The organism is Micrococcus sp. GPGPB33 (assembly GCF_037853785.1).
In the GTDB taxonomy this organism is placed as follows: Bacteria; Actinomycetota; Actinomycetes; order Actinomycetales; family Micrococcaceae; genus Micrococcus; species Micrococcus luteus.
Genome location: NZ_JAQMWO010000002.1, coordinates 1,649,003 through 1,665,536, shown reverse-complemented (window position 1 = coordinate 1,665,536; position 16,534 = coordinate 1,649,003). Strand labels below are relative to the sequence as shown.

The 16,534-nt window shown below is 65.2% G+C and carries 25 protein-coding genes; 12 read left to right on the top strand and 13 right to left on the bottom strand.

Annotation, left to right across the window (positions count from 1 at the left end):
* Nucleotides 1–34 precede the first annotated feature (34 nt).
* Entirely contained in the window at nt 35–538 is a 504-nt protein-coding gene (locus POD19_RS08020; RefSeq protein ID WP_020624684.1) for a redoxin domain-containing protein, read from the top strand.
* Nucleotides 539–776: 238 nt separating this feature from the next.
* The gene (locus POD19_RS08015; protein WP_141762460.1) at nt 777–1,175 is read left to right on the top strand and encodes a hypothetical protein; all 399 of its coding nucleotides are present in this window, start codon (nt 777–779) and stop codon (nt 1,173–1,175) included.
* 122 nt (nt 1,176–1,297) lie between these two features.
* Here the strand turns inward: POD19_RS08015 and POD19_RS08010 are convergent, their stop codons facing one another.
* On the bottom strand, nt 1,298–1,534 hold the full coding sequence (locus tag POD19_RS08010) for a MoaD/ThiS family protein (RefSeq protein ID WP_020625377.1): 237 nt from the start codon (nt 1,532–1,534) through the stop codon (nt 1,298–1,300).
* Nucleotides 1,535–1,536: 2 nt separating this feature from the next.
* The gene (gene moaA, locus POD19_RS08005; RefSeq protein WP_043279905.1) at nt 1,537–2,595 is read right to left on the bottom strand and encodes a GTP 3',8-cyclase MoaA; all 1,059 of its coding nucleotides are present in this window, start codon (nt 2,593–2,595) and stop codon (nt 1,537–1,539) included.
* 214 nt (nt 2,596–2,809) lie between these two features.
* Between moaA and POD19_RS08000 the strand changes: the two genes are divergently transcribed.
* The 3 genes from POD19_RS08000 to POD19_RS07990 are packed head-to-tail and all read left to right on the top strand — an operon-like array spanning nt 2,810 to nt 4,448.
* The gene (locus tag POD19_RS08000) at nt 2,810–3,403 is read left to right on the top strand and encodes a molybdopterin-dependent oxidoreductase (RefSeq protein ID WP_067115756.1); all 594 of its coding nucleotides are present in this window, start codon (nt 2,810–2,812) and stop codon (nt 3,401–3,403) included.
* The gene (locus POD19_RS07995) at nt 3,403–4,161 is read left to right on the top strand and encodes a ferredoxin reductase (protein WP_043279907.1); all 759 of its coding nucleotides are present in this window, start codon (nt 3,403–3,405) and stop codon (nt 4,159–4,161) included. The genes POD19_RS08000 and POD19_RS07995 overlap by 1 nt, the downstream gene beginning before the upstream one ends.
* On the top strand, nt 4,158–4,448 hold the full coding sequence (locus tag POD19_RS07990; RefSeq protein WP_020625381.1) for a DUF6510 family protein: 291 nt from the start codon (nt 4,158–4,160) through the stop codon (nt 4,446–4,448). The genes POD19_RS07995 and POD19_RS07990 overlap by 4 nt, the downstream gene beginning before the upstream one ends.
* On the opposite strand, the gene POD19_RS07985 is transcribed toward POD19_RS07990, so the two are convergent.
* Nucleotides 4,418–5,056: a TetR/AcrR family transcriptional regulator gene (locus tag POD19_RS07985; protein WP_043279902.1), complete on the bottom strand. Its 639-nt coding sequence runs from the start codon at nt 5,054–5,056 to the stop codon at nt 4,418–4,420. The two genes, POD19_RS07990 and POD19_RS07985, sit on opposite strands and share 31 nt — an antisense overlap.
* Before the next feature lie 400 nt (nt 5,057–5,456).
* Here POD19_RS07985 and POD19_RS07980 point away from each other — a divergent pair, with 400 nt between their 5' ends.
* The gene (locus POD19_RS07980) at nt 5,457–5,948 is read left to right on the top strand and encodes a hypothetical protein (protein WP_020625383.1); all 492 of its coding nucleotides are present in this window, start codon (nt 5,457–5,459) and stop codon (nt 5,946–5,948) included.
* The gene (locus POD19_RS07975; protein WP_101966172.1) at nt 5,945–6,700 is read left to right on the top strand and encodes a helix-turn-helix domain-containing protein; all 756 of its coding nucleotides are present in this window, start codon (nt 5,945–5,947) and stop codon (nt 6,698–6,700) included. The genes POD19_RS07980 and POD19_RS07975 overlap by 4 nt, the downstream gene beginning before the upstream one ends.
* 2 nt (nt 6,701–6,702) lie before the next feature.
* On the opposite strand, the gene POD19_RS07970 is transcribed toward POD19_RS07975, so the two are convergent.
* From POD19_RS07970 to POD19_RS07945, 6 genes are all read right to left on the bottom strand, one after another.
* Nucleotides 6,703–7,389, bottom strand: a complete 687-nt coding sequence (locus POD19_RS07970) for an RraA family protein (RefSeq protein WP_240739669.1) — start codon at nt 7,387–7,389, stop codon at nt 6,703–6,705.
* 84 nt (nt 7,390–7,473) lie between these two features.
* Complete coding sequence (gene msrA, locus POD19_RS07965; protein WP_020625394.1) at nt 7,474–8,037, bottom strand: peptide-methionine (S)-S-oxide reductase MsrA; 564 nt, start codon at nt 8,035–8,037, stop codon at nt 7,474–7,476.
* On the bottom strand, nt 8,034–8,510 hold the full coding sequence (msrB, locus tag POD19_RS07960; RefSeq protein ID WP_020625393.1) for a peptide-methionine (R)-S-oxide reductase MsrB: 477 nt from the start codon (nt 8,508–8,510) through the stop codon (nt 8,034–8,036). The genes msrA (POD19_RS07965) and msrB overlap by 4 nt, the downstream gene beginning before the upstream one ends.
* Nucleotides 8,511–8,636: 126 nt before the next feature.
* Nucleotides 8,637–10,085, bottom strand: a complete 1,449-nt coding sequence (cysS, locus tag POD19_RS07955) for a cysteine--tRNA ligase (RefSeq protein WP_070708717.1) — start codon at nt 10,083–10,085, stop codon at nt 8,637–8,639.
* Nucleotides 10,086–10,088: 3 nt separating this feature from the next.
* Complete coding sequence (locus POD19_RS07950) at nt 10,089–10,952, bottom strand: DNA-3-methyladenine glycosylase family protein (RefSeq protein WP_144819298.1); 864 nt, start codon at nt 10,950–10,952, stop codon at nt 10,089–10,091.
* 7 nt (nt 10,953–10,959) lie between these two features.
* Nucleotides 10,960–11,334, bottom strand: a complete 375-nt coding sequence (locus POD19_RS07945; RefSeq protein ID WP_020621642.1) for a VOC family protein — start codon at nt 11,332–11,334, stop codon at nt 10,960–10,962.
* A 77-nt stretch (nt 11,335–11,411) separates the two neighbouring features.
* Between POD19_RS07945 and POD19_RS07940 the strand changes: the two genes are divergently transcribed.
* Nucleotides 11,412–11,849, top strand: coding sequence for a MarR family winged helix-turn-helix transcriptional regulator (locus tag POD19_RS07940; protein WP_020621643.1), 438 nt, complete (start codon nt 11,412–11,414; stop codon nt 11,847–11,849).
* Here POD19_RS07940 and POD19_RS07935 read toward each other — a convergent pair.
* From POD19_RS07935 to POD19_RS07920, 4 genes are read right to left on the bottom strand one after another with little or no spacing between them, the layout of a single operon-like run.
* A complete protein-coding gene (locus tag POD19_RS07935; RefSeq protein WP_070708719.1) occupies nt 11,839–12,192 on the bottom strand; it encodes a hypothetical protein in 354 nt (117 codons plus the stop codon). The two genes, POD19_RS07940 and POD19_RS07935, sit on opposite strands and share 11 nt — an antisense overlap.
* Nucleotides 12,189–13,214, bottom strand: a complete 1,026-nt coding sequence (locus POD19_RS07930) for a helix-turn-helix domain-containing protein (protein WP_340309415.1) — start codon at nt 13,212–13,214, stop codon at nt 12,189–12,191. The genes POD19_RS07935 and POD19_RS07930 overlap by 4 nt, the downstream gene beginning before the upstream one ends.
* Before the next feature lie 45 nt (nt 13,215–13,259).
* Nucleotides 13,260–13,718, bottom strand: coding sequence for a DUF5709 domain-containing protein (locus tag POD19_RS07925; RefSeq protein WP_020627589.1), 459 nt, complete (start codon nt 13,716–13,718; stop codon nt 13,260–13,262).
* Nucleotides 13,715–14,251 (bottom strand): carboxymuconolactone decarboxylase family protein, encoded by a 537-nt coding sequence (locus tag POD19_RS07920; protein ID WP_020627590.1) that lies wholly within the window; start codon nt 14,249–14,251, stop codon nt 13,715–13,717. Before POD19_RS07920 ends, POD19_RS07925 begins: the two co-directional genes overlap by 4 nt.
* A 253-nt stretch (nt 14,252–14,504) precedes the next feature.
* Between POD19_RS07920 and msrA (POD19_RS07915) the strand changes: the two genes are divergently transcribed.
* The 4 genes from msrA (POD19_RS07915) to POD19_RS07900 are packed head-to-tail and all read left to right on the top strand — an operon-like array spanning nt 14,505 to nt 16,322.
* Nucleotides 14,505–15,005, top strand: a complete 501-nt coding sequence (gene msrA / locus POD19_RS07915; protein WP_043281847.1) for a peptide-methionine (S)-S-oxide reductase MsrA — start codon at nt 14,505–14,507, stop codon at nt 15,003–15,005.
* A gap of 24 nt (nt 15,006–15,029) precedes the next feature.
* Nucleotides 15,030–15,425, top strand: a complete 396-nt coding sequence (locus tag POD19_RS07910; RefSeq protein ID WP_083325287.1) for a GNAT family N-acetyltransferase — start codon at nt 15,030–15,032, stop codon at nt 15,423–15,425.
* A gap of 28 nt (nt 15,426–15,453) precedes the next feature.
* Nucleotides 15,454–15,834 carry a thioredoxin gene (gene trxA, locus POD19_RS07905; protein ID WP_020627593.1) on the top strand — a complete coding sequence of 127 codons (381 nt, stop codon included), beginning with the start codon at nt 15,454–15,456 and terminating at the stop codon, nt 15,832–15,834.
* Nucleotides 15,834–16,322, top strand: a complete 489-nt coding sequence (locus POD19_RS07900) for a carboxymuconolactone decarboxylase family protein (RefSeq protein WP_020627594.1) — start codon at nt 15,834–15,836, stop codon at nt 16,320–16,322. Before trxA ends, POD19_RS07900 begins: the two co-directional genes overlap by 1 nt.
* Nucleotides 16,323–16,534: the final 212 nt, after the last annotated feature.

Below are 16,534 nucleotides of genomic sequence, written 5' to 3'. Positions count from 1 at the left end.
ATGCGGCCGCTCGGACCGTTCTTGCGAGCCTCTGATGTCGTTGCTGCGTGGTGGTGATGCGTTCCCCGCCCTCGAGCTGGTCGAGGTGGGAGGCACACGCCGAACGATCCCGGCCGTATTCGCCGGGCAGTACGGCGTGGTTCTCTTCTCTCGCGGGGCAGGCTGCCGGCCTTGCGTGGAGCAGCTGCGTGCGTTCCAGCGCGGCCTACGACGCTTGTCCGCCGCGGGTATCGCTGTCGTCGCGGTGACTGCGGACGAGGAGCCGATAACCGCGGAGCTCGTGGCGCGCTATGGGCTGACTTTTCCGATCGGACACAGCACCGATGTGGGGCAGATCGCGGCCGCGACCGGAGCGTTCGTCACCGTGGACCCGCCGCAGTTGCAGACGACCGGATTCGTGCTGGATCCCGATGGGACGGTCGTGATCAGCGTGTACTCCTGCGGAACGTTGGGACAACTCGTTCCCGACGATGTCCTCGAACTCATCCGGGAGTTGCCTCAGCATGCGGATGCGAATCGGAAGCGGGCAGACCGATGAAAACCATCGATGCCATCTCGAGAGCGCGGATGCAGACCGCTGCGAGAGCAGTCGGCAAGGATGTGCGCAACCAGAACAGGATGCAGACACATCCTCTCTTGATCGTTCCGCCGGAGAAGCGACGTTGACCTCGTCTCCGAACGCCTCAGGTGCCACTGGGACAGCCGTCTGGGAGGAGCTCGCTCAGGAGGTCCTCAGCAGAAACCCACGCGGCCGGATACTCGTCGCCATCGACGGCGTGGACGCTGCAGCCCGCATGCACTTCGCCGACGCCCTGGCGGCAGCGCTGCGTGCAGTGGGACGTCACGCGACTCGTCTCAGCGCGGCCCCGTTCACGGACGATGACGCCGTCCGAACCATACTGCGCATGTTCCGCCACAACGGACCTGAGAGCGAGCTCGCTGCCGCGCCTGAGGACAGGATGCTGATTGTCGACGGTTGGTCACTGCTGCGCTCTAGCCTGCGCTCGGCGTGGCACTTCACCGTCTTCCTCGACGGCGGTGAGCCGGCGCACCCAGACACCCATGAACGGCATCTCCGCTACATGCGCGAGGACATTCCACGCGAATCATCCGATGCCGTGTACGAGGTGAGCGACAGCATGCATCCCCAACGCTTGTACTTCGATTCCTGCTGAGACAAGGATCTGGGCAGCACCGCGGTCGTCTCACGTAAGAGGATGGCAGCGCAGGAGACGAATGCAGTTCACGACACGTGGACCCCCGCGGTGGATCGGACCTCAGCCGCTTGTGGTTTGGCTCAGCCGCCGGAGAACGGGGGCAGCACGTCCACCTGCGCGGAGACCGGTCGCGCGGGATCGCGTGAGGCGATGCCGTCGACGAGGAATGTCCCCTTTGCGATCACCGGCTCGAGTGCCGGGTGAGCTGTGAGGAGCGCGTCCTTCGCCTCTCCGAGGGTCGTCGCCTCGACGTGCTCTTCTTCGCAGCCAGCCGCTTCAGCGGCGGCTGCGAAGTATCGGACGAGTATGCGTGACATCGTCAGCCTCCGATCGCTCCCATGGAACGGGCCGGTCGACGAAAGCTCTTCTCTTCCATCCCGTGCCCAGCCTGTTTGTCCCACATCGTCGCCCGCCAGGCGTCGGCGATAGCGGCATCGTCTGCTCCACTTCGCAGCATCGTGCGCAGGTCTGTCTCGTCGTCTCCGAACAGACAGGAACGTACCGAGCCTTCGGCTGTCAGCCTGGTTCGGTCGCACGCGTCGCAGAAGCTGCGTGTGACGGACCCGATGATGCCGACGGTGGCCGGGCCTCCGTCGACGAGCCACTCCTCTGCGGGAGCGGACGGGTCTTCACGCCCGGCCGGGGTCAGCCGGTATCGGCGTCCGAGCACAGACAGAAGTTCTTCGGCGGAGACGAGGTGGTCTCTGCGCCATGTCTGATCTGCATCCAGCGGCATCTGTTCGATGAACCGCAACCGCACGCCGTTGGCAAGCGCCCACGCCAGCAGGTCGGGCGCATCCGCGAGGGTCTCGCGCAGCGCCACCGCGTTGATCTTGATCGGGCTGAGCCCTGCGTGCTGTGCCGCCTCGATCCCCCTGAGCACGGCAGGCAGGCGATCGCGTCGGGTGACAGCGGCGAAATGCTCGCGGTCGATCGTGTCCAGCGACACGTTGATCCGCGTCAGTCCAGCCTCCACAAGCTGCGGCGCCTTGCGGTCGAGGCCGATCCCATTGGTCGTCATCGACACCGGCAGGCCGGGCACGGCTGTCGTCGTCTGGCGCACGATCTCGACCAGATCAGGTCGCGTAAGCGGCTCGCCGCCGGTAAAGCGCACCTCACGGACTCCGAGATCGTGGACGGCTATGGTGACCAGACGCGCGATCTCTTCCGGAGTCAGCAACTCCCCGCGAGGGACGATGGGCAGGCCTTCCGCCGGCATGCAGTATGTGCAACGCAGTGAGCAGGCGCTTGTGATCGATACGCGCAGGTCTCGCGCGATGCGCCCGAACCTGTCCACGAGAAACGGTGTCTCGGGTCGGCCGACCGTCGAGCGCGCGCGATGGCGAACGGTCGGCATGCCGAGCGCAACAGGGCACATGGTCACAGACTTCTTCTCGATGCTTGCGGGGGGGGCGAGGTCGCCCGGTGGGGCGTCCTGTTCCACAGTGTGGTCGGCACAGTGGCCCGTTTTCACGCCGGGGACTCATCACCTGCAGTCATGGGCAAGTTCCGCGCAGGACCAGGCGATCAGCGAGAGAGCTCCCGCAATATCGTCGGTGGTGTACAGCCAGAGAAGACGGAAGGGGCGATGTATGTCGTTCACTACTCGCGGATTCGCGGGACGCCGGCGTGGACCCGATGATCAGCTCCCTCCGGGACAGACGCTGTTCGACAACTGGCCGGTGCTCACCGCCGGTCCCACCCCCTATGTCGATACCGAGACGTGGGATTTCGCCATCCTCGATGAAACCGGTACCGAGCATCACTGGAACTGGGAGCAGTTCCTGGCGCTCGGTGCCGAGGACATCACGGTCGACATCCACTGCGTCACGCACTGGTCCAAGCTCGACATGGCCTGGCGCGGGGTGAGCCTGGACAAGCTGTTCGAGAACGTCGAGACATCCCATGACTACGTCATGGCGCACTCCTACGGCGGCTACACCACGAATGTGCCGCTTGAGGATCTCCTGGATGGCAAGGCCTGGATCGCGACCGAGGCCGAAGGCGCACCGCTCGACGCAGAACACGGCGGGCCGGCACGTCTCCTGATCCCGCATCTGTACTTCTGGAAGAGCGCGAAGTGGGTCCGGGCATTGACGATGATGCCGACGAACGACCCTGGGTTCTGGGAGCAGAGCGGCTATCACATCTACGGTGATCCGTGGAAGGAAGAACGCTACTGGTGATGGAGCAGACCCGGCTCGCTCCGCTTCGCCCCCGCGTGAGGCCGTCGTGGTTCGTCGCCACGGTTTCGGAGGTGCGTCCAGAGACGCCGACTGCGGTTCGGCTGGTGCTCGATGTCCCGGGGTGGCCGGGGAGCGAGGCGGGCAGCCATCTCGATCTGCGACTGACCGCTCCGGACGGCTACCAGGCGACACGTTCGTATTCGATCGCATCCTCCGAGACGGGCGGAACGATCGTCCTTGCGGTCGATGAGCTGCCCGATGGCGAGGTGTCTCCGTTCCTCGTCCGTGAACTGCGCGTCGGTGACCAGCTCGAGGTCCACGGACCGCTGGGATCGTTCTTCCTCTGGCGCCCGGGACAGAGCCAGCGCCCCGTGCAGCTCATCGCCGGCGGGTCAGGTGTCGTGCCCCTCTACGCGATGGCGGCGTCTCATGCGGCCGCATCCGATCCCGTTCCGTTCCGGCTGCTGTACTCGGTGCGCACCCCGGAGGACGTCTACTTCCACCAGGAGTTCCTCGAGCTGTCGGACGGGTCGTTCGCGATCGACCTCGTGTACACGCGACGAGCGCCAGCTGGGTGGCAAGATCCGGTCGGACGGCTCACAGAGTCGACTATCGCGGCGCGGACGCTCCCTCCGGAAGACCGCCCACGCATTTTCGTGTGCGGTTCGACAGGCTTCGTCGAAGCCGTCGCGCCGTGGCTCGTGAAGCTCGGCCATGCGCCGCAAGACATCCTCACCGAACGATTCGGAGGCCTATGATGACCAGCCACCTCGACGGGAACATCCTCGCCGGGACTCTCGCGGATTTTCTCGTGCCCGATGCAACGATGATCGAAGGACGGTGCGGAGGCTGCGGGCGCGTCGCGCCCCTTGGCGAGGCAATCGTGTATCCGGACGCCCCGGGGCTGGTCGTACGCTGCAAGACGTGCAGCCACGTGCTGGCGACGATCATCGACGCCGGTGAACGCCTCTTCCTCAGCTTCGCGGGGATGACCGCGTTCGCGATGAGGCGGGATCAGGCTGAGGAGTCGGTCTCAGTCGCGTAGGCCCTGAGCTGTGCGATAGCCATGTCGAGAGCGGCACGCATCGGATAAACATCTCGACTCGCCTTCGCCAGAAGATAACCTCCCTGCAGTGCCGATAGCAGCCCAATGGCAAGCGCTCGCGAGTCCGCATCGCTGCGCAACACGCTGCGTGTCTTCAGCCTCTCCACGGCATCGATCAGCATCTCCAGCCAATCATCGAAGTGGGCAGCGATCGCCCGGCGGGCATCCTCATTGTGGTCTGCGATCTCGTTCGCCAGAGACCCGAGCGGGCACCCGTACGCGCCGTCGCGTAGCGCGTTGCGTTCGACGAGTTCATCCCGCCACAGCTCGAACCCGCGTAGGGATTCCACGCGTCGAAGGCGCCGGCGCTGCTGCGTCAGGACGTCCTCCGCCCGGGTCTCGATGACTTCCTTCACGAGTGCGTCCTTGTCGGCGAAGTGCTGATAAACCTGAGACTTCGATGTCGCGCTGGCGGCTCGGACGTCGGCGAGGGTCGTCGCCGCAACGCCTCGCTCATACATCAACTGGTTCGCTGCGTCGACGATACGCGCCCTCGTTGCCGCCCCTTTCGGCGTCAACCGGCGCGCACTCGTTCCGTCGGCAGTCACGCCTCCAGGGTAGTCTCCTCCGTCCGCAGGACTCGAAGTCGTCCGTCACGCGATGCCAGCCCGGCCGGCCCAGTGAAGTCCAGCGGAGCGGGACGCTCGCATCTCACACCTTCACAATAATGGACCTCGGAGTCCTTATCCAAGTCGATCCGAAACACCTATGGCGATCCAAGCGTCCTGCTTTTCAGACCTGCTACACCTCTCGTCAATCGACGTCCCGCTCATACTTTGGTCTGGCGAGTCCTTTTCTGTCGTCGTAGGCTAGTGGTCATGATGTGCGGGAAGCCACGCGGCTCACGGATCTTCCGTGTGCGCGAGAAAGTCCGAGCCGAGGGCTCGGTGCGGCTGCCCACGCGCGCCCGTCGAGAACGTTGCGCGCTCCGCAGGAGAGGGGCGTTCGGTGGACCTGCCGGTCAAGCTCGGTGACGCGCAAGAGTTTCTGATGCTCGTTCCCTCGCCTCTTGCGGAGCGGGTGGCTGAGGACGAGCGCCTGGTCGTGGCGGCCTATCGGTTTCGTAGGGGCCTGGGCATCCGGGCTCGACGGGCGTTGGCCTCGCGTATCGAGCATGAGGTGACCGCCGCGCTGCACATCGTTCGGCCCGGAACGGTGGTGGTGGCGTTCGACGGTGCCGGCACGATGTCTCGGGCCCGAGTACACAGGTTGGCGACGGGCGTAGTCGGTGAGGTGAGCAGGAGCGCCACCAATCTCGTCGGCGCGGACACGACCGTGATTGGAGTCGTGGTGATGTCGCCGACCGAGCGAGATCTCGCCGCCGCGTGCGTGCGGCATGTCGCGGAGCAGCCACCGCACCGGGGCGACGGGCTCGTCTTTCACGCCAGCGACCTCCGCCGGGCGAACATCTATGAGCTGATCGAGGAAGCAGTCCTGTGACGACGGTCAGCTCTCCCCGTGGTCGCAGCGAGGACTACCTGTTAGTCATCTACCAGCGTCGGAACGCCTCGGTCCTGTCGCTGCAGGGGCGGGACACCGAGCTGACCCCCGGGAGCATCGTCGTTGTCCCCCGCTCGACGGTGGAGAGCGCGATGCCCACCGAGGATGCCGATCGCATGATTGTCGAGGTGCCGTTGGGTGTGGTGGGGTTGACGGCGGATCAGGTCGCTGAGGTCTCGGGTGTGGACCTGCAGGAGCGGACCTCGCTGGCGGCGCTGCTGCGGTCCGTGCTCGGGGGCGTGATGGACTCCGAACTCAGCCTTCGCGACGAGGTGGACGTGTTCGCGCCCGTCGCCGACCTGCTGAAAGTCACCCTGCTCAGCGCCCTCACTCCCGACCGCGCCACGACCCGGTATCCGCTGGCCGAGCAGATCGTCACCTACGTGCTCGACAACCTCACCGACCCCGGTCTCGGAGCCGCCCGGATCGCGAAGGACCTGCACGTGTCCGAGCGTCTGCTCTACGCAGAGATGTCCCGCGCGGACATCAGGCTCGCGCAGCTGATCCGGTCCCAGCGCCTGCGTCGCGTCCGCGACGCCCTGACCGCACCGGCCACCATCGACGTCCCCATCGGCATCCTCGCCCAACAGCACGGATTCGTCTCCGCCAGCCACTTCAGCCGCATCTTCCGCGAAGAATTCGGCACCACACCCCGCCAATGGCGCAACAACACCACACCACCGGGACCGTGAGGTCACCGCTCGCGCGTCAAGCCTTCGTTGCGACCTTCCCGCGCGATCAGGTCACGGGACGCGCTGTCGTCGGCACGGACCTGATGGGCGGTCTCAAGCACTTCGTCGATGTCGCTGTCGGGGATGACGACGGCTCCCGATGAGTCGCAGAAGATGTACTGGCCCGGATAGATGCCCACTCCTTCGATGACGACGGGAATATTTGCCTGAAACGGCGTGACCACTGCTCCACCCCAGGCGACGGCCTCTCCCGAGCACCATGCGGCGAACGGTTCCGCGGCCAGTTCGTCGAAGTCGCGAAGGCGTCCGTCAGTTAGGACGCCGGCGAGGCCGACGTTGGTCGCACGGGAGAGCTTCGTTCCACCGGCGAGAGACGTCGAGCTGTGGCCGTTGCTGGCCATCACGAGGACCGTGTTGCCGGGATTGGCTGGTGATCCGTCGACGGCCTGGTGGAACAGCCGTCCGAAGGTGTATTCCTCCGGGTCAAGTATGGCGTGGCAGGTCGGGAAGAAGGAGATCGTCGCGACGCGCCCGAACAGGATGCGTTCGGGTGCCGGGCTGACGAGCCCGGTGATATGGGCGCGGTGACGGTGCTTCCGGCCGAGCGCATCGGTCAGGTCTGCGCATGTGAGGACTGCGGCTGACGCTGCGCGACGTCGCTCCACCGCGTTGTCTTCATCTTCGTTCACGGTCGTTCCGCATCATTCCTCCGTCACTGATGACGCGGGGGCGTGCCACCGGCTCAGCGGTGGCACGCCCCCACGTGGACATGGTCAGACGGAAGCCTCGGTCGCCTGGATGCGGCGGGGCAGGACCCAGCCGGCACGAGGGTAGTGGCAGTTGTAGCCGTTCGGATACCGCTGGAGGTAGTCCTGGTGCTCAGGCTCGGCCTCCCAGAACGGGCCGGCGGGCTCGATCGTGGTGACAGCCGATCCTGGCCACAGACCGGAGGCATCGACGTCGGCGATCGTCTCCTTGGCGACCTGCTCCTGCTCGGGGGTGAGCGGGAAGATCGCCGACCGGTAGCTGGTGCCGATGTCGTTGCCCTGACGGTTCAGGGTCGACGGGTCGTGGATCTGGAAGAAGAACGCCAGGATGTCCCGGTACGTCGTCTTCGATGGGTCGAAGACGATCTCCACGGCCTCGGCGTGGCCGGGGTGGTTGCGGTAGGTGGCGTGATCGTTCTGCCCGCCGGTGTATCCGGCGCGGGTGCTGATCACGCCCGGCTGCTTGCGGATGAGCTCGTCCACGCCCCAGAAGCAGCCGCCGGCCAGGACGGCCGTCTCGGTGCCGGGTGTGCGGGTGACCTCTCCGGTGTCGTGAATTCCACTGGTCATGATGCGTGCTCCTTCGTGGTCGTGGTGGTGGTCTCGAACAGTGAGCGGAACTCTCCATACCCCTCGGCCTCCAGGTCGGAGACGGGGATGAACCGCAGCGCGGCGGAGTTCATGCAGTAGCGCAGGCCGCCGGCGTTCGCGGGGCCGTCGTCGAAGACGTGCCCGAGGTGGCTGTCCGCCCCGGTAGAGCGGACCTCGGTGCGGGGCATCCAGAGGGATCGGTCCGTCTTCGTGTGAACGGCGTCAGCGACGACCGGCTTGGTGAAGCTGGGCCATCCGGTTCCGCTGTCGTACTTGTCGGTGGATGAGAACAGCGGCTGTCCGGAGACGACGTCCACGTACAGGCCGTCCTCGTGGTTGTCCCAGTACTCGTTGCGGAAGGCCGGCTCGGTGCCGTCCTTCTGGGTGACGCGGTACTGCTGGTCGTTGAGGCGGCTCAGGGCCTCAGAAGTCTTGCTGTAGTCGTGCGACACGATGTCCTCCTTGTTCGGCGCCGCTGGCTGCGGCGTCACTGTTGATAACGCCGGGGTGACGCGGTTTGGTCCCGTGAGCCTGGGAGTGGGCTGTGACTTCAAGAATCCTCCTGTTGTTGTTCCGGGCTATGAGGTATGGCCTTCGGTGAAGCCCCATGTCGTACCTGACTGGCTGTCGTTGAGCACGATCCCGGCGGCGTCGAGTTCGTCACGGATACGGTCTGCAGTGCGGAAGTCTCCGGCCGCACGTGCCTGGGCTCGCTGGTCGAGCGCCTGTGCGATCAGGGCCTCCAGTGCGCGCTCGGCGCGCGGGGGTGTGGCCGTTGATTCGTCCCACGGGCTGTCGCGCGGGTTGATGCCGAGGACGTCAGTCATGGCGAGCACCGCATCCAGCGTGTCGGCACCGGTCCGCGCGTCGTGCTGGGCGAGGGCGGTGTTGCCCCGCCTGACTTCGTCATGGAGGACCGCGAGTGCCATGGGGATGTTGAGGTCGTCATCCAAGGCGTTTCGGAATGCGACCGGCAGCATGTCCGCGTCCGCCGCGCGCCTCGAGTGGTTGGCGCTCCGGGTGATGAAGTCTTCGATCCTGCGCATCGCCGCCGCGGCGGATCGCAGGGCGGAGTCGGTCAGTTCCAGGTTCGACCGATAGTGGGCCGATCCGAGGTAGTAGCGCAGGTCGAGAGGACGCATGTGCTGCAGTAGCTCGTCGAGGGGTGTCGCGTTGCCGAGGGATTTGCTGATCTTGTCGCCGCCGGACGTGACCCAGCCGTTGTGCATCCAGTAGCGCGCGAATCCGTATCCGGCGGCACGGGACTGCGCCTGTTCGTTCTCATGATGAGGAAAGCGCAGGTCGAGCCCGCCACCGTGGATGTCGAAGCTCTCTCCCAGGTAGCGGAGAATCATTGTCGAACAGCTCAGATGCCATCCGGGGCGTCCCGGCCCGTAAGGCGAAGCCCATGCCGCAGGAGCAACGATCTCCTCGCTGGCCCCCGCGTCCGGGGGAGCCGACTTCCAGAGCGCGAAGTCGCGAGGGTCACGTTTCTCTGTTGCCTGATCGGTATGTTCGTCTCCGCGGAGAGTGCCGTGCTCCTGTGAGGTCAAAGACCCGTAGCCGGGCCATGATGAGACGTCGAAGTAGACGTCCCCCGCTTCCCCTCCCGCTCGGTACGCGTGGCCCCGGGCGATCAGCCGGTCGATGAAGGTAAGCATCTCGGCGGTGTGCCCTGTCGCGCGCGGCTCGATCGTCGGCGGCAAGATACCGATCTTGCGATAAGCGTCGGCGAACGCCCTCTCATGACGAGCCGCCCACGCCCACCATGGAACGCCCGCCGTCTGGCTCGCGGCAAGAATCTTGTCGTCCAGGTCGGTGATGTTTCGCACCAGGGTCACGTCGAGCTCGTGGCCGATCTGGAGCCATCGTCGCAGCTGGTCGAAGACCACTGCGGATCGGAGATGACCGACGTGCGGCGGAGCCTGAACAGTCGGACCGCACAGATAGATGCCGACGTGGCCCGGTCGCAGGGGCGCGAACGTGCGTAGCGATGACGTTCCACTATCGAAGAGCCGTAACGTCATCGATCAGCCCATCTCACGGGTGCGCTGCTCTCGGAGCGCACGGAGGTGGACGGCGGCCCAGGAGCGGAAGGGGCGCCAGCGTTCCGCGACCTCCTCGAGCACCGAGTCGGGCCCGTACTGGTAGGAGATCTCGGCGTAGAGGCGGCGTTCCGCGCGCGGAAGGATGTCCTGGGCGTTGGCGCCGCGGATAAGGATGAGGTCCGTGGCGAACGGGCCGATGCCTGTCACCGTGAGCAGGTCGCGGCGAGCCGATTCTTCGGGCATCGTTCGGAGCCGAGGACCGTTGAGCAGCCCGGTGAGTGCGGCCTTTGCGACAGCTCGGAGATACTCTGGCTTCCGACCGGGTAGGTCTAGTTCTTCGGCGTCGATGGCGCGGATGAGCGCATCGGGCGCGGGAAACACCCCGTCGTTGCCGTGCGCGACGATAAGGTCGCGGCGGAGTCGGGCAGCGACCGGGACGCGGGTGCGCTGCGACAAGACGCACCAGGCTGCGGCTTCGTACGAGGAATGGAAGCCGCACGGGCGATATCCGGGGAGCGCCCTTTGGGCGGTGGCGACGATCGGGTCGCGATCGCCGACGGCCGGCCATTCCCGCGCGTCCACATCGAGAGAGAGGAAGCGCCGCACCTGCTCGGCGGCTGCGGTCAGATCGCCCGGGCCGGACAGACCGATCTGGGCGCTCTCCCCGCTCTGGGTGACGTGGGCGGATACGGACGTCCAGTCGTGCTCGCTCACAAAGCGTGCGGAGAGGACGTCCGGGTCGCCGCCGGACTCGATCGCGGTAGGGGTGAACTCTTCCCAGAACCGCTTGCTGGTGCGCAACGACCACGGCCCGAGCACTGGGACCGAGAGGGTGTGCTGCGCCATGGTGGTGTTAGGCGCGGGCGTGGATGGTGACGACGTAGCCGTCGGGGTCTCGGAACGAGAACTGCAGGCCGAACGGCCCCTCGACCGGTTCCTGCACGATCGCCACTCCCGCGTCGACGAGTCGTGCGTGCACGCGTTCCGCGTCATCGTTGCGGAACCAGACGCCGATGCCGGCGCCGAGCTGAGGGATCGCGTCGAGATCCACGCCCGGGAACGGGTCGCGGACGGCGAACGCGGTTCCTTCTGCGGAGAAGACGGTCGCTGCCGGGTTCGAGTCTGGGAGCCGTGTGAGTCCGACGAGCTTGTCGTAGAACTCCGCGGAGACGGCGCGGTCCCGCACCTGGAAAGAGATGAAGCCCGGGCCGGTGGTTGTTGCTGCCATGAGCAAGCTCCTGTTCTGTTCAATAACGCCAGTGTCAATATCCTGACACTCAGTGGAGTGTGTGTCAAACTATTGACATGGATGCATTGGACCGGAGCCCGGAGTCGTTGGGGGTGTTGATCAAGGAGACGCAGTCGCTCCTGAACCAGCGAATGGACGATCGGCTTCGCCCGCTCGCGCTGAGTGTGCCGCAGTACGCGTGCTTGACCGCCTTGCAGGACACGCCAGGTATCACGAGCTCCGAGCTCGCCCGACGCGCGTTCGTGTCCCGTCAGTCGATGAACGTGCTGCTCCAGGGACTGGAGAAGCGGGGGCTGGTGACCCGCTCGAGTGATCCTGGACCCCGGCGAGAACGGAGCGTGGTGCTGAACGACGCCGCAGAGCTCCTCCTCGAACGCGCGCATGAGGAAGTGTCCTCGGTTGTTCAACGCATGACGATGGAGGTCGAGCTGGTGGAGCGCGCCCGTCTTTACGAGCTTCTGGCCCGTTGCCGAGACGCCCTGCTCATTCCTTGACAGCATTGTCAGGCCCGGGGAGCTGGTACCGGCCGACGGCTGTGTAGGAGCCGCGGCGGAAGCGCAGACCAGTGATCCGCTCATCTTCGACGAGCCAGCGCAGTTCGTAGCACGCTCGGTAGTCCGGCGGCCAGAAGGAGCAGAACTGCCCCTCTGCATCCACGTACCACTCCCCCAACGTGGGTCTTCCGTTCTCGACATACACGGTCTTGCCGTTCTCGGCGAATGCCTGCGTCGCCCCGTCCTCGTACAGGATCGATGCGGCCGTCAGCGCGCGAGGGATATCCGATGCTCGAACTTCCTCCGCGTCAACGACGGCGAGATCAGACAGCGGCTCGTTCATCCGTACGTCTCCTCTGGTCTGATCTGCTGCGGGAGATCCAGTCGACTCTCGTCCTGGATCTCATCGGGGCGAGGTGTGGTGTTGTTGCGCCATTGGCGGGGTGTGGTGCCGAATTCTTCGCGGAAGATGCGGCTGAAGTGGCTGGCGGAGACGAACCCGTGCTGTTGGGCGAGGATGCCGATGGGGACGTCGATGGTGGCCGGTGCGGTCAGGGCGTCGCGGACGCGACGCAGGCGCTGGGACCGGATCAGCTGCGCGAGCCTGATGTCCGCGCGGGACATCTCTGCGTAGAGCAGACGCTCGGACACGTGCAGGTCCTTCGCGATCCGGGCGGCTCCGAGACCGGGGTCGGTGAGGTTGTCGAGCACGTAGGTGACGATCTGCTCGGCCAGCGGATACCGGGTCGTGGCGCGGTCGGGAGTGAGGGCGCTGAGCAGGGTGACTTTCAGCAGGTCGGCGACGGGCGCGAACACGTCCACCTCGTCGCGAAGGCTGAGTTCGGAGTCCATCACGCCCCCGAGCACGGACCGCAGCAGCGCCGCCAGCGAGGTCCGCTCCTGCAGGTCCACACCCGAGACCTCAGCGACCTGATCCGCCGTCAACCCCACCACACCCAACGGCAGTCGGAAGAAGTCCCCGATGACTCCTTCGTCGAAGGCGTGGACGTAGGGGCTCGTGCTCGGGTAAACGACGATGCTGCCCGGGGTCATCACGGTCTGGTCATCGCCACGGCGCAGCATCGACCGGTTGCCGCGCTGGAAGACCACGAACAATGACTCGTCGTCGTCCGACATGATCATCCGCTGGGGACGCATAGCGAGGGCAGCCAGCGAGGGCACCGTCTTGACGGACAACGCTCTCAGCTGCCCGATGTCTTGGTAGGACACGTTCACATGCGCCTCGCGGCCCTGCGGGTCGAGAGTCAGGTCCGTCTGGACGAGGTTCTCGCAGAGCATCGTGCGGATCGTCTCCACGCGGTCACGTGGATCGATGCTGCGCGAGTCCCATGTCTGCTGCATCATTACAGCCTCCGCCGGTCTTCCGGGCTTCCCCGGTCTGATTCCAGACTATTGCCGGTCATAGTCGCCCTCGTCGATGACGACATGGATAGCCGCTTCTTCGGCGGAGGCGGCACCGTTGTCGATGCCGATGTCGGAGGCCCAGAAGTCGGAGGATGGGTCTGGGTTGCCGGGTTCGGTCCAGATCAGCCGTCCAGCGCGTACCGATCCGACCTGGTCGTCAAGGATCTCGCCGTCCGTGCCGATGATGTCGCCGATCCCGTCGCCCATCGGCTCTTCGGGTTCGTACTCCGGCACCTCACGCGCCAAGCGAGCCGCCAGCGGCTCCCGGGCACGTGCTTCGCGTGCAGTGAATCCCCACGACAGTTCGGATGACCGCCGCTCCGGTGGAGAGTATCCCGGGCCGTCGTCATCGGAGTCTTCGCCGAGAAGATCCGAGTCCAGGCTCTCATCCGGCGGAAGCAGATCGAACTCGATGTCCTGCCCACTGAACGATCCGTCAGTCATGATGGGTTCCCTTTCTTTCCCCTGACGCCTGGTCTCTCGGCGTCGCGAGCAGACTCTTCACCACCGGGCGATACCACCGGCACGGAGCCTTGTGCGAGCTTCAGCCTCGTCCACACGTTCATGTTGATGACGACGGCTGCGATCTCCGCGATCTCACGCTCATCGAAGAACACCGTCAGCCCTTGATGCATCTCATCGAAGTGCTCGTGCTCGTAACGTGTCAGCGCTTCGCAGTACGCCAGTGCGAGTGCTTCGGAACCGGAGAACATCGTGCTCTGCCGCCAACTCGCCAGGTGCGCCACCATCGCCGCGCCGATTCCTACTTCCACGGCGATACGCGTGTGCAGGATCAGGCAGTACGAGCACGGATTGATCTGAGCAACCCGCAATCGGAGAAGGGCAGCGAGGCGATCACCGATCGACAACTTCGCCGTGTACCCGAACCCCGCAGCCATCTGCTTCGCAAGTTCGTGGAAGTCAGAGAGATCCGGGTCAAAGCGCACATTCTCGAAATCGATCTGCTCTGATATCACGATCTCTCCTCACCGTAGGGCACGGTTCGCTGGCTTGCCGGAGTTCCGACGCCTCCTCCGACGGTAGATCCGCTTCTCTGCCCTGTGTGGCCTGCCCCTGCAGAGAGCTGTCTTCTCCCTGCAACCGCCCGCTCCGCTTCCGAACGCCGCAGGTCGCGGACATTACGCTGCACAGCCAGGCCACCTGGACAGCACCCGGCTCCGTATCGTGACCCGAAGGGGCGTGCTGCCCGCCGTGAAGAGAGAGAAGACGATGCCGACCTCGAGAGTGATCCTCGCCAGCGGCTGCTTCTGGGGAGCCCAGGAGCTCTTCCGCTCACTCCCGGGCGTCGTGAGCACCCGCGTCGGATACTCCGGCGACGACGACACCCCCAACGCAACCTACCGGGATCACGGGGATCACGCAGAAGCCCTCGAAGTGATCTATGACCCCTCGATCATCCGATTCCAGATACTGCTGGAGTTCTTCTTTCAGATTCACGATCCCACCACTCGGAACCGTCAGGGAAACGACATCGGGCGCAGTTACCGATCAGCGATCTTCACGACGACCGAGGGACAGAGGAAGGTCGCCTTCCACGTGATCGAAGCGATCAACGCTTCCGGCCGCTGGCCAGGAAAAGTCGTGACAGAGGTGGGCGAAGCCGGCCCGTTCTGGGAGGCCGAACCCGAACACCAGGACTACCTGCAGAAGCACCCCAATGGATACTCGTGCCATTTCATCCGACCCGACTGGGTACTACCGGGCCGCTGACCGAGATCTCGCGATAGGAGACACATGAAACATCCCGACGGAATGATCGGCTTGACCGCGACCGACGCCGACACTGACCTCCCGGCTGCATCCTCGGACGCAGTCGAAGACTTCGTCATCACTGAGAACGTCGAGTCCGAGCTGTACGAAGCGACCGTGAACGGCAAGCTCGCCGCCGGCCTGCTCTACAGCAGAACCGGCGACCGGGTGCTTCTGCTCGCGACGTCCGTGTTCCCCGAGTTCCGCGGAAAGGGAGTCGCGGCGCGACTCCTTGGAGGCGTCCTCAACAGTCTCCGCGAGGACAAGAAGACCGCGACGGTCTCGTGCCCCTTCGCCGCCGCGTACATCCGCGCTCATCCGGAGTATGCGGATGTCGTCGACACGCGGTTCCCTGGCAACCCCCACGGACACCACCACTGATCGTCATACGCACAAGAGGAGAACCCACATGGCAACCGTCGAACTGACCGAGGACAACTTCGAGGTCACGATCAATCAGAACGACATCGTTCTCGTCGACTTCTGGGCGGACTGGTGCGCACCATGCCATCAGTTTGCGCCGGTCTTCGAGAAGTCGTCGCAAGACAATCCCGACATCGTCCACGCGAAGCTCGACACGGAGTCGGAGCAGCGCATCACTGCGGCGGCCCAAATCACCGCGATTCCCACTCTGCTCGCCTTCCGCCAGGGGTTGCTCGTCTTCAGCCAGGCCGGCGCCCTACCGCCCACTGCCCTAGCCGAAGTGGTAGAGAACGTCAGAGGACTCGACATGGACGAGGTCAGGAAGGACCTCGACTCCGATGGCGGCTCGGCCAAGGATGATCGCTGATGTCCACCTTGCATGGAGCACGCCCCTACATGGACAAGGCCGTCCCAGAAGCATGGGAAGCCGCGTCTGCGTTCGCGACCGCTGTGTCTGAAGCCGCATCGCAACGCGGACTCACTCCCGCCGAGAGCGAGTTGATCAAGGTTCGGGCGTCGCAGTTGAACGGATGCGTCTTCTGCCTCGATCTGCATTCGCGGCAGGCAAGGCGCGCAGGCGTCAATCAGCAACTACTCGACATCTTGGCCGCCTGGCGCGAGTCGCCACTGTTCAGCGATCGAGAGCGCGCCTTGCTCGCGATCGCTGAAGCAGCCACCCGGCTCCCCCTCGACGCCGCCGTGAATGTCGAGCTCGCGCAGGCCCGAAGCACCCTCTCCGAGGCGGAGTTCGCGGCCGCGGAGTGGGTCGCCGCGGCCATCAACATGTTCAATCGGATCTCGATCCTCAGCGAACATCGCGTGCGACCACGCGACTCGGAAGGCAAGCTGAGCTGACGGTGTGCCGTGCGCAGCGTGGCCGCTACGCCAGAGGACGCGTTCGAGGCCGCACATGACTTGCCACCCGCTGCGCCCCTCAGGTTCACGCGCCCCTACGCAGCGGTTCGGGCACCAGGAGATATCGCGGCCATAGAGATGGTGCGTACGGTCCCGTCAAGCCGTACCGTGTTCCGGCACGCGAAGATACTCAACGTCGTTGAGGGCTCCTG

Excerpts from the sequence above, each read along its gene's own strand:
- POD19_RS07930 (WP_340309415.1), bottom strand. The coding sequence starts at position 13,214 with ATGATGCAGCAGACATGGGACTCGCGCAGCATCGATCCACGTGACCGC.
- POD19_RS07995 (WP_043279907.1), top strand. The coding sequence starts at position 3,403 with ATGGAGCAGACCCGGCTCGCTCCGCTTCGCCCCCGCGTGAGGCCGTCG.
- POD19_RS07900 (WP_020627594.1), top strand. The coding sequence starts at position 15,834 with ATGTCCACCTTGCATGGAGCACGCCCCTACATGGACAAGGCCGTCCCA.
- trxA (WP_020627593.1), top strand. The coding sequence starts at position 15,454 with ATGGCAACCGTCGAACTGACCGAGGACAACTTCGAGGTCACGATCAAT.
- POD19_RS08000 (WP_067115756.1), top strand. The coding sequence starts at position 2,810 with ATGTCGTTCACTACTCGCGGATTCGCGGGACGCCGGCGTGGACCCGAT.
- cysS (WP_070708717.1), bottom strand. The coding sequence starts at position 10,085 with ATGACGTTACGGCTCTTCGATAGTGGAACGTCATCGCTACGCACGTTC.
- POD19_RS07940 (WP_020621643.1), top strand. The coding sequence starts at position 11,412 with ATGGATGCATTGGACCGGAGCCCGGAGTCGTTGGGGGTGTTGATCAAG.
- moaA (WP_043279905.1), bottom strand. The coding sequence starts at position 2,595 with ATGTGCCCTGTTGCGCTCGGCATGCCGACCGTTCGCCATCGCGCGCGC.
- msrA (WP_043281847.1), top strand. The coding sequence starts at position 14,505 with ATGCCGACCTCGAGAGTGATCCTCGCCAGCGGCTGCTTCTGGGGAGCC.
- POD19_RS07945 (WP_020621642.1), bottom strand. The coding sequence starts at position 11,334 with ATGGCAGCAACAACCACCGGCCCGGGCTTCATCTCTTTCCAGGTGCGG.
- POD19_RS07910 (WP_083325287.1), top strand. The coding sequence starts at position 15,030 with ATGAAACATCCCGACGGAATGATCGGCTTGACCGCGACCGACGCCGAC.
- POD19_RS07950 (WP_144819298.1), bottom strand. The coding sequence starts at position 10,952 with ATGGCGCAGCACACCCTCTCGGTCCCAGTGCTCGGGCCGTGGTCGTTG.
- msrA (WP_020625394.1), bottom strand. The coding sequence starts at position 8,037 with ATGACCAGTGGAATTCACGACACCGGAGAGGTCACCCGCACACCCGGC.
- POD19_RS08010 (WP_020625377.1), bottom strand. The coding sequence starts at position 1,534 with ATGTCACGCATACTCGTCCGATACTTCGCAGCCGCCGCTGAAGCGGCT.
- POD19_RS07925 (WP_020627589.1), bottom strand. The coding sequence starts at position 13,718 with ATGACTGACGGATCGTTCAGTGGGCAGGACATCGAGTTCGATCTGCTT.
- POD19_RS08020 (WP_020624684.1), top strand. The coding sequence starts at position 35 with ATGTCGTTGCTGCGTGGTGGTGATGCGTTCCCCGCCCTCGAGCTGGTC.
- POD19_RS07990 (WP_020625381.1), top strand. The coding sequence starts at position 4,158 with ATGATGACCAGCCACCTCGACGGGAACATCCTCGCCGGGACTCTCGCG.
- POD19_RS07935 (WP_070708719.1), bottom strand. The coding sequence starts at position 12,192 with ATGAACGAGCCGCTGTCTGATCTCGCCGTCGTTGACGCGGAGGAAGTT.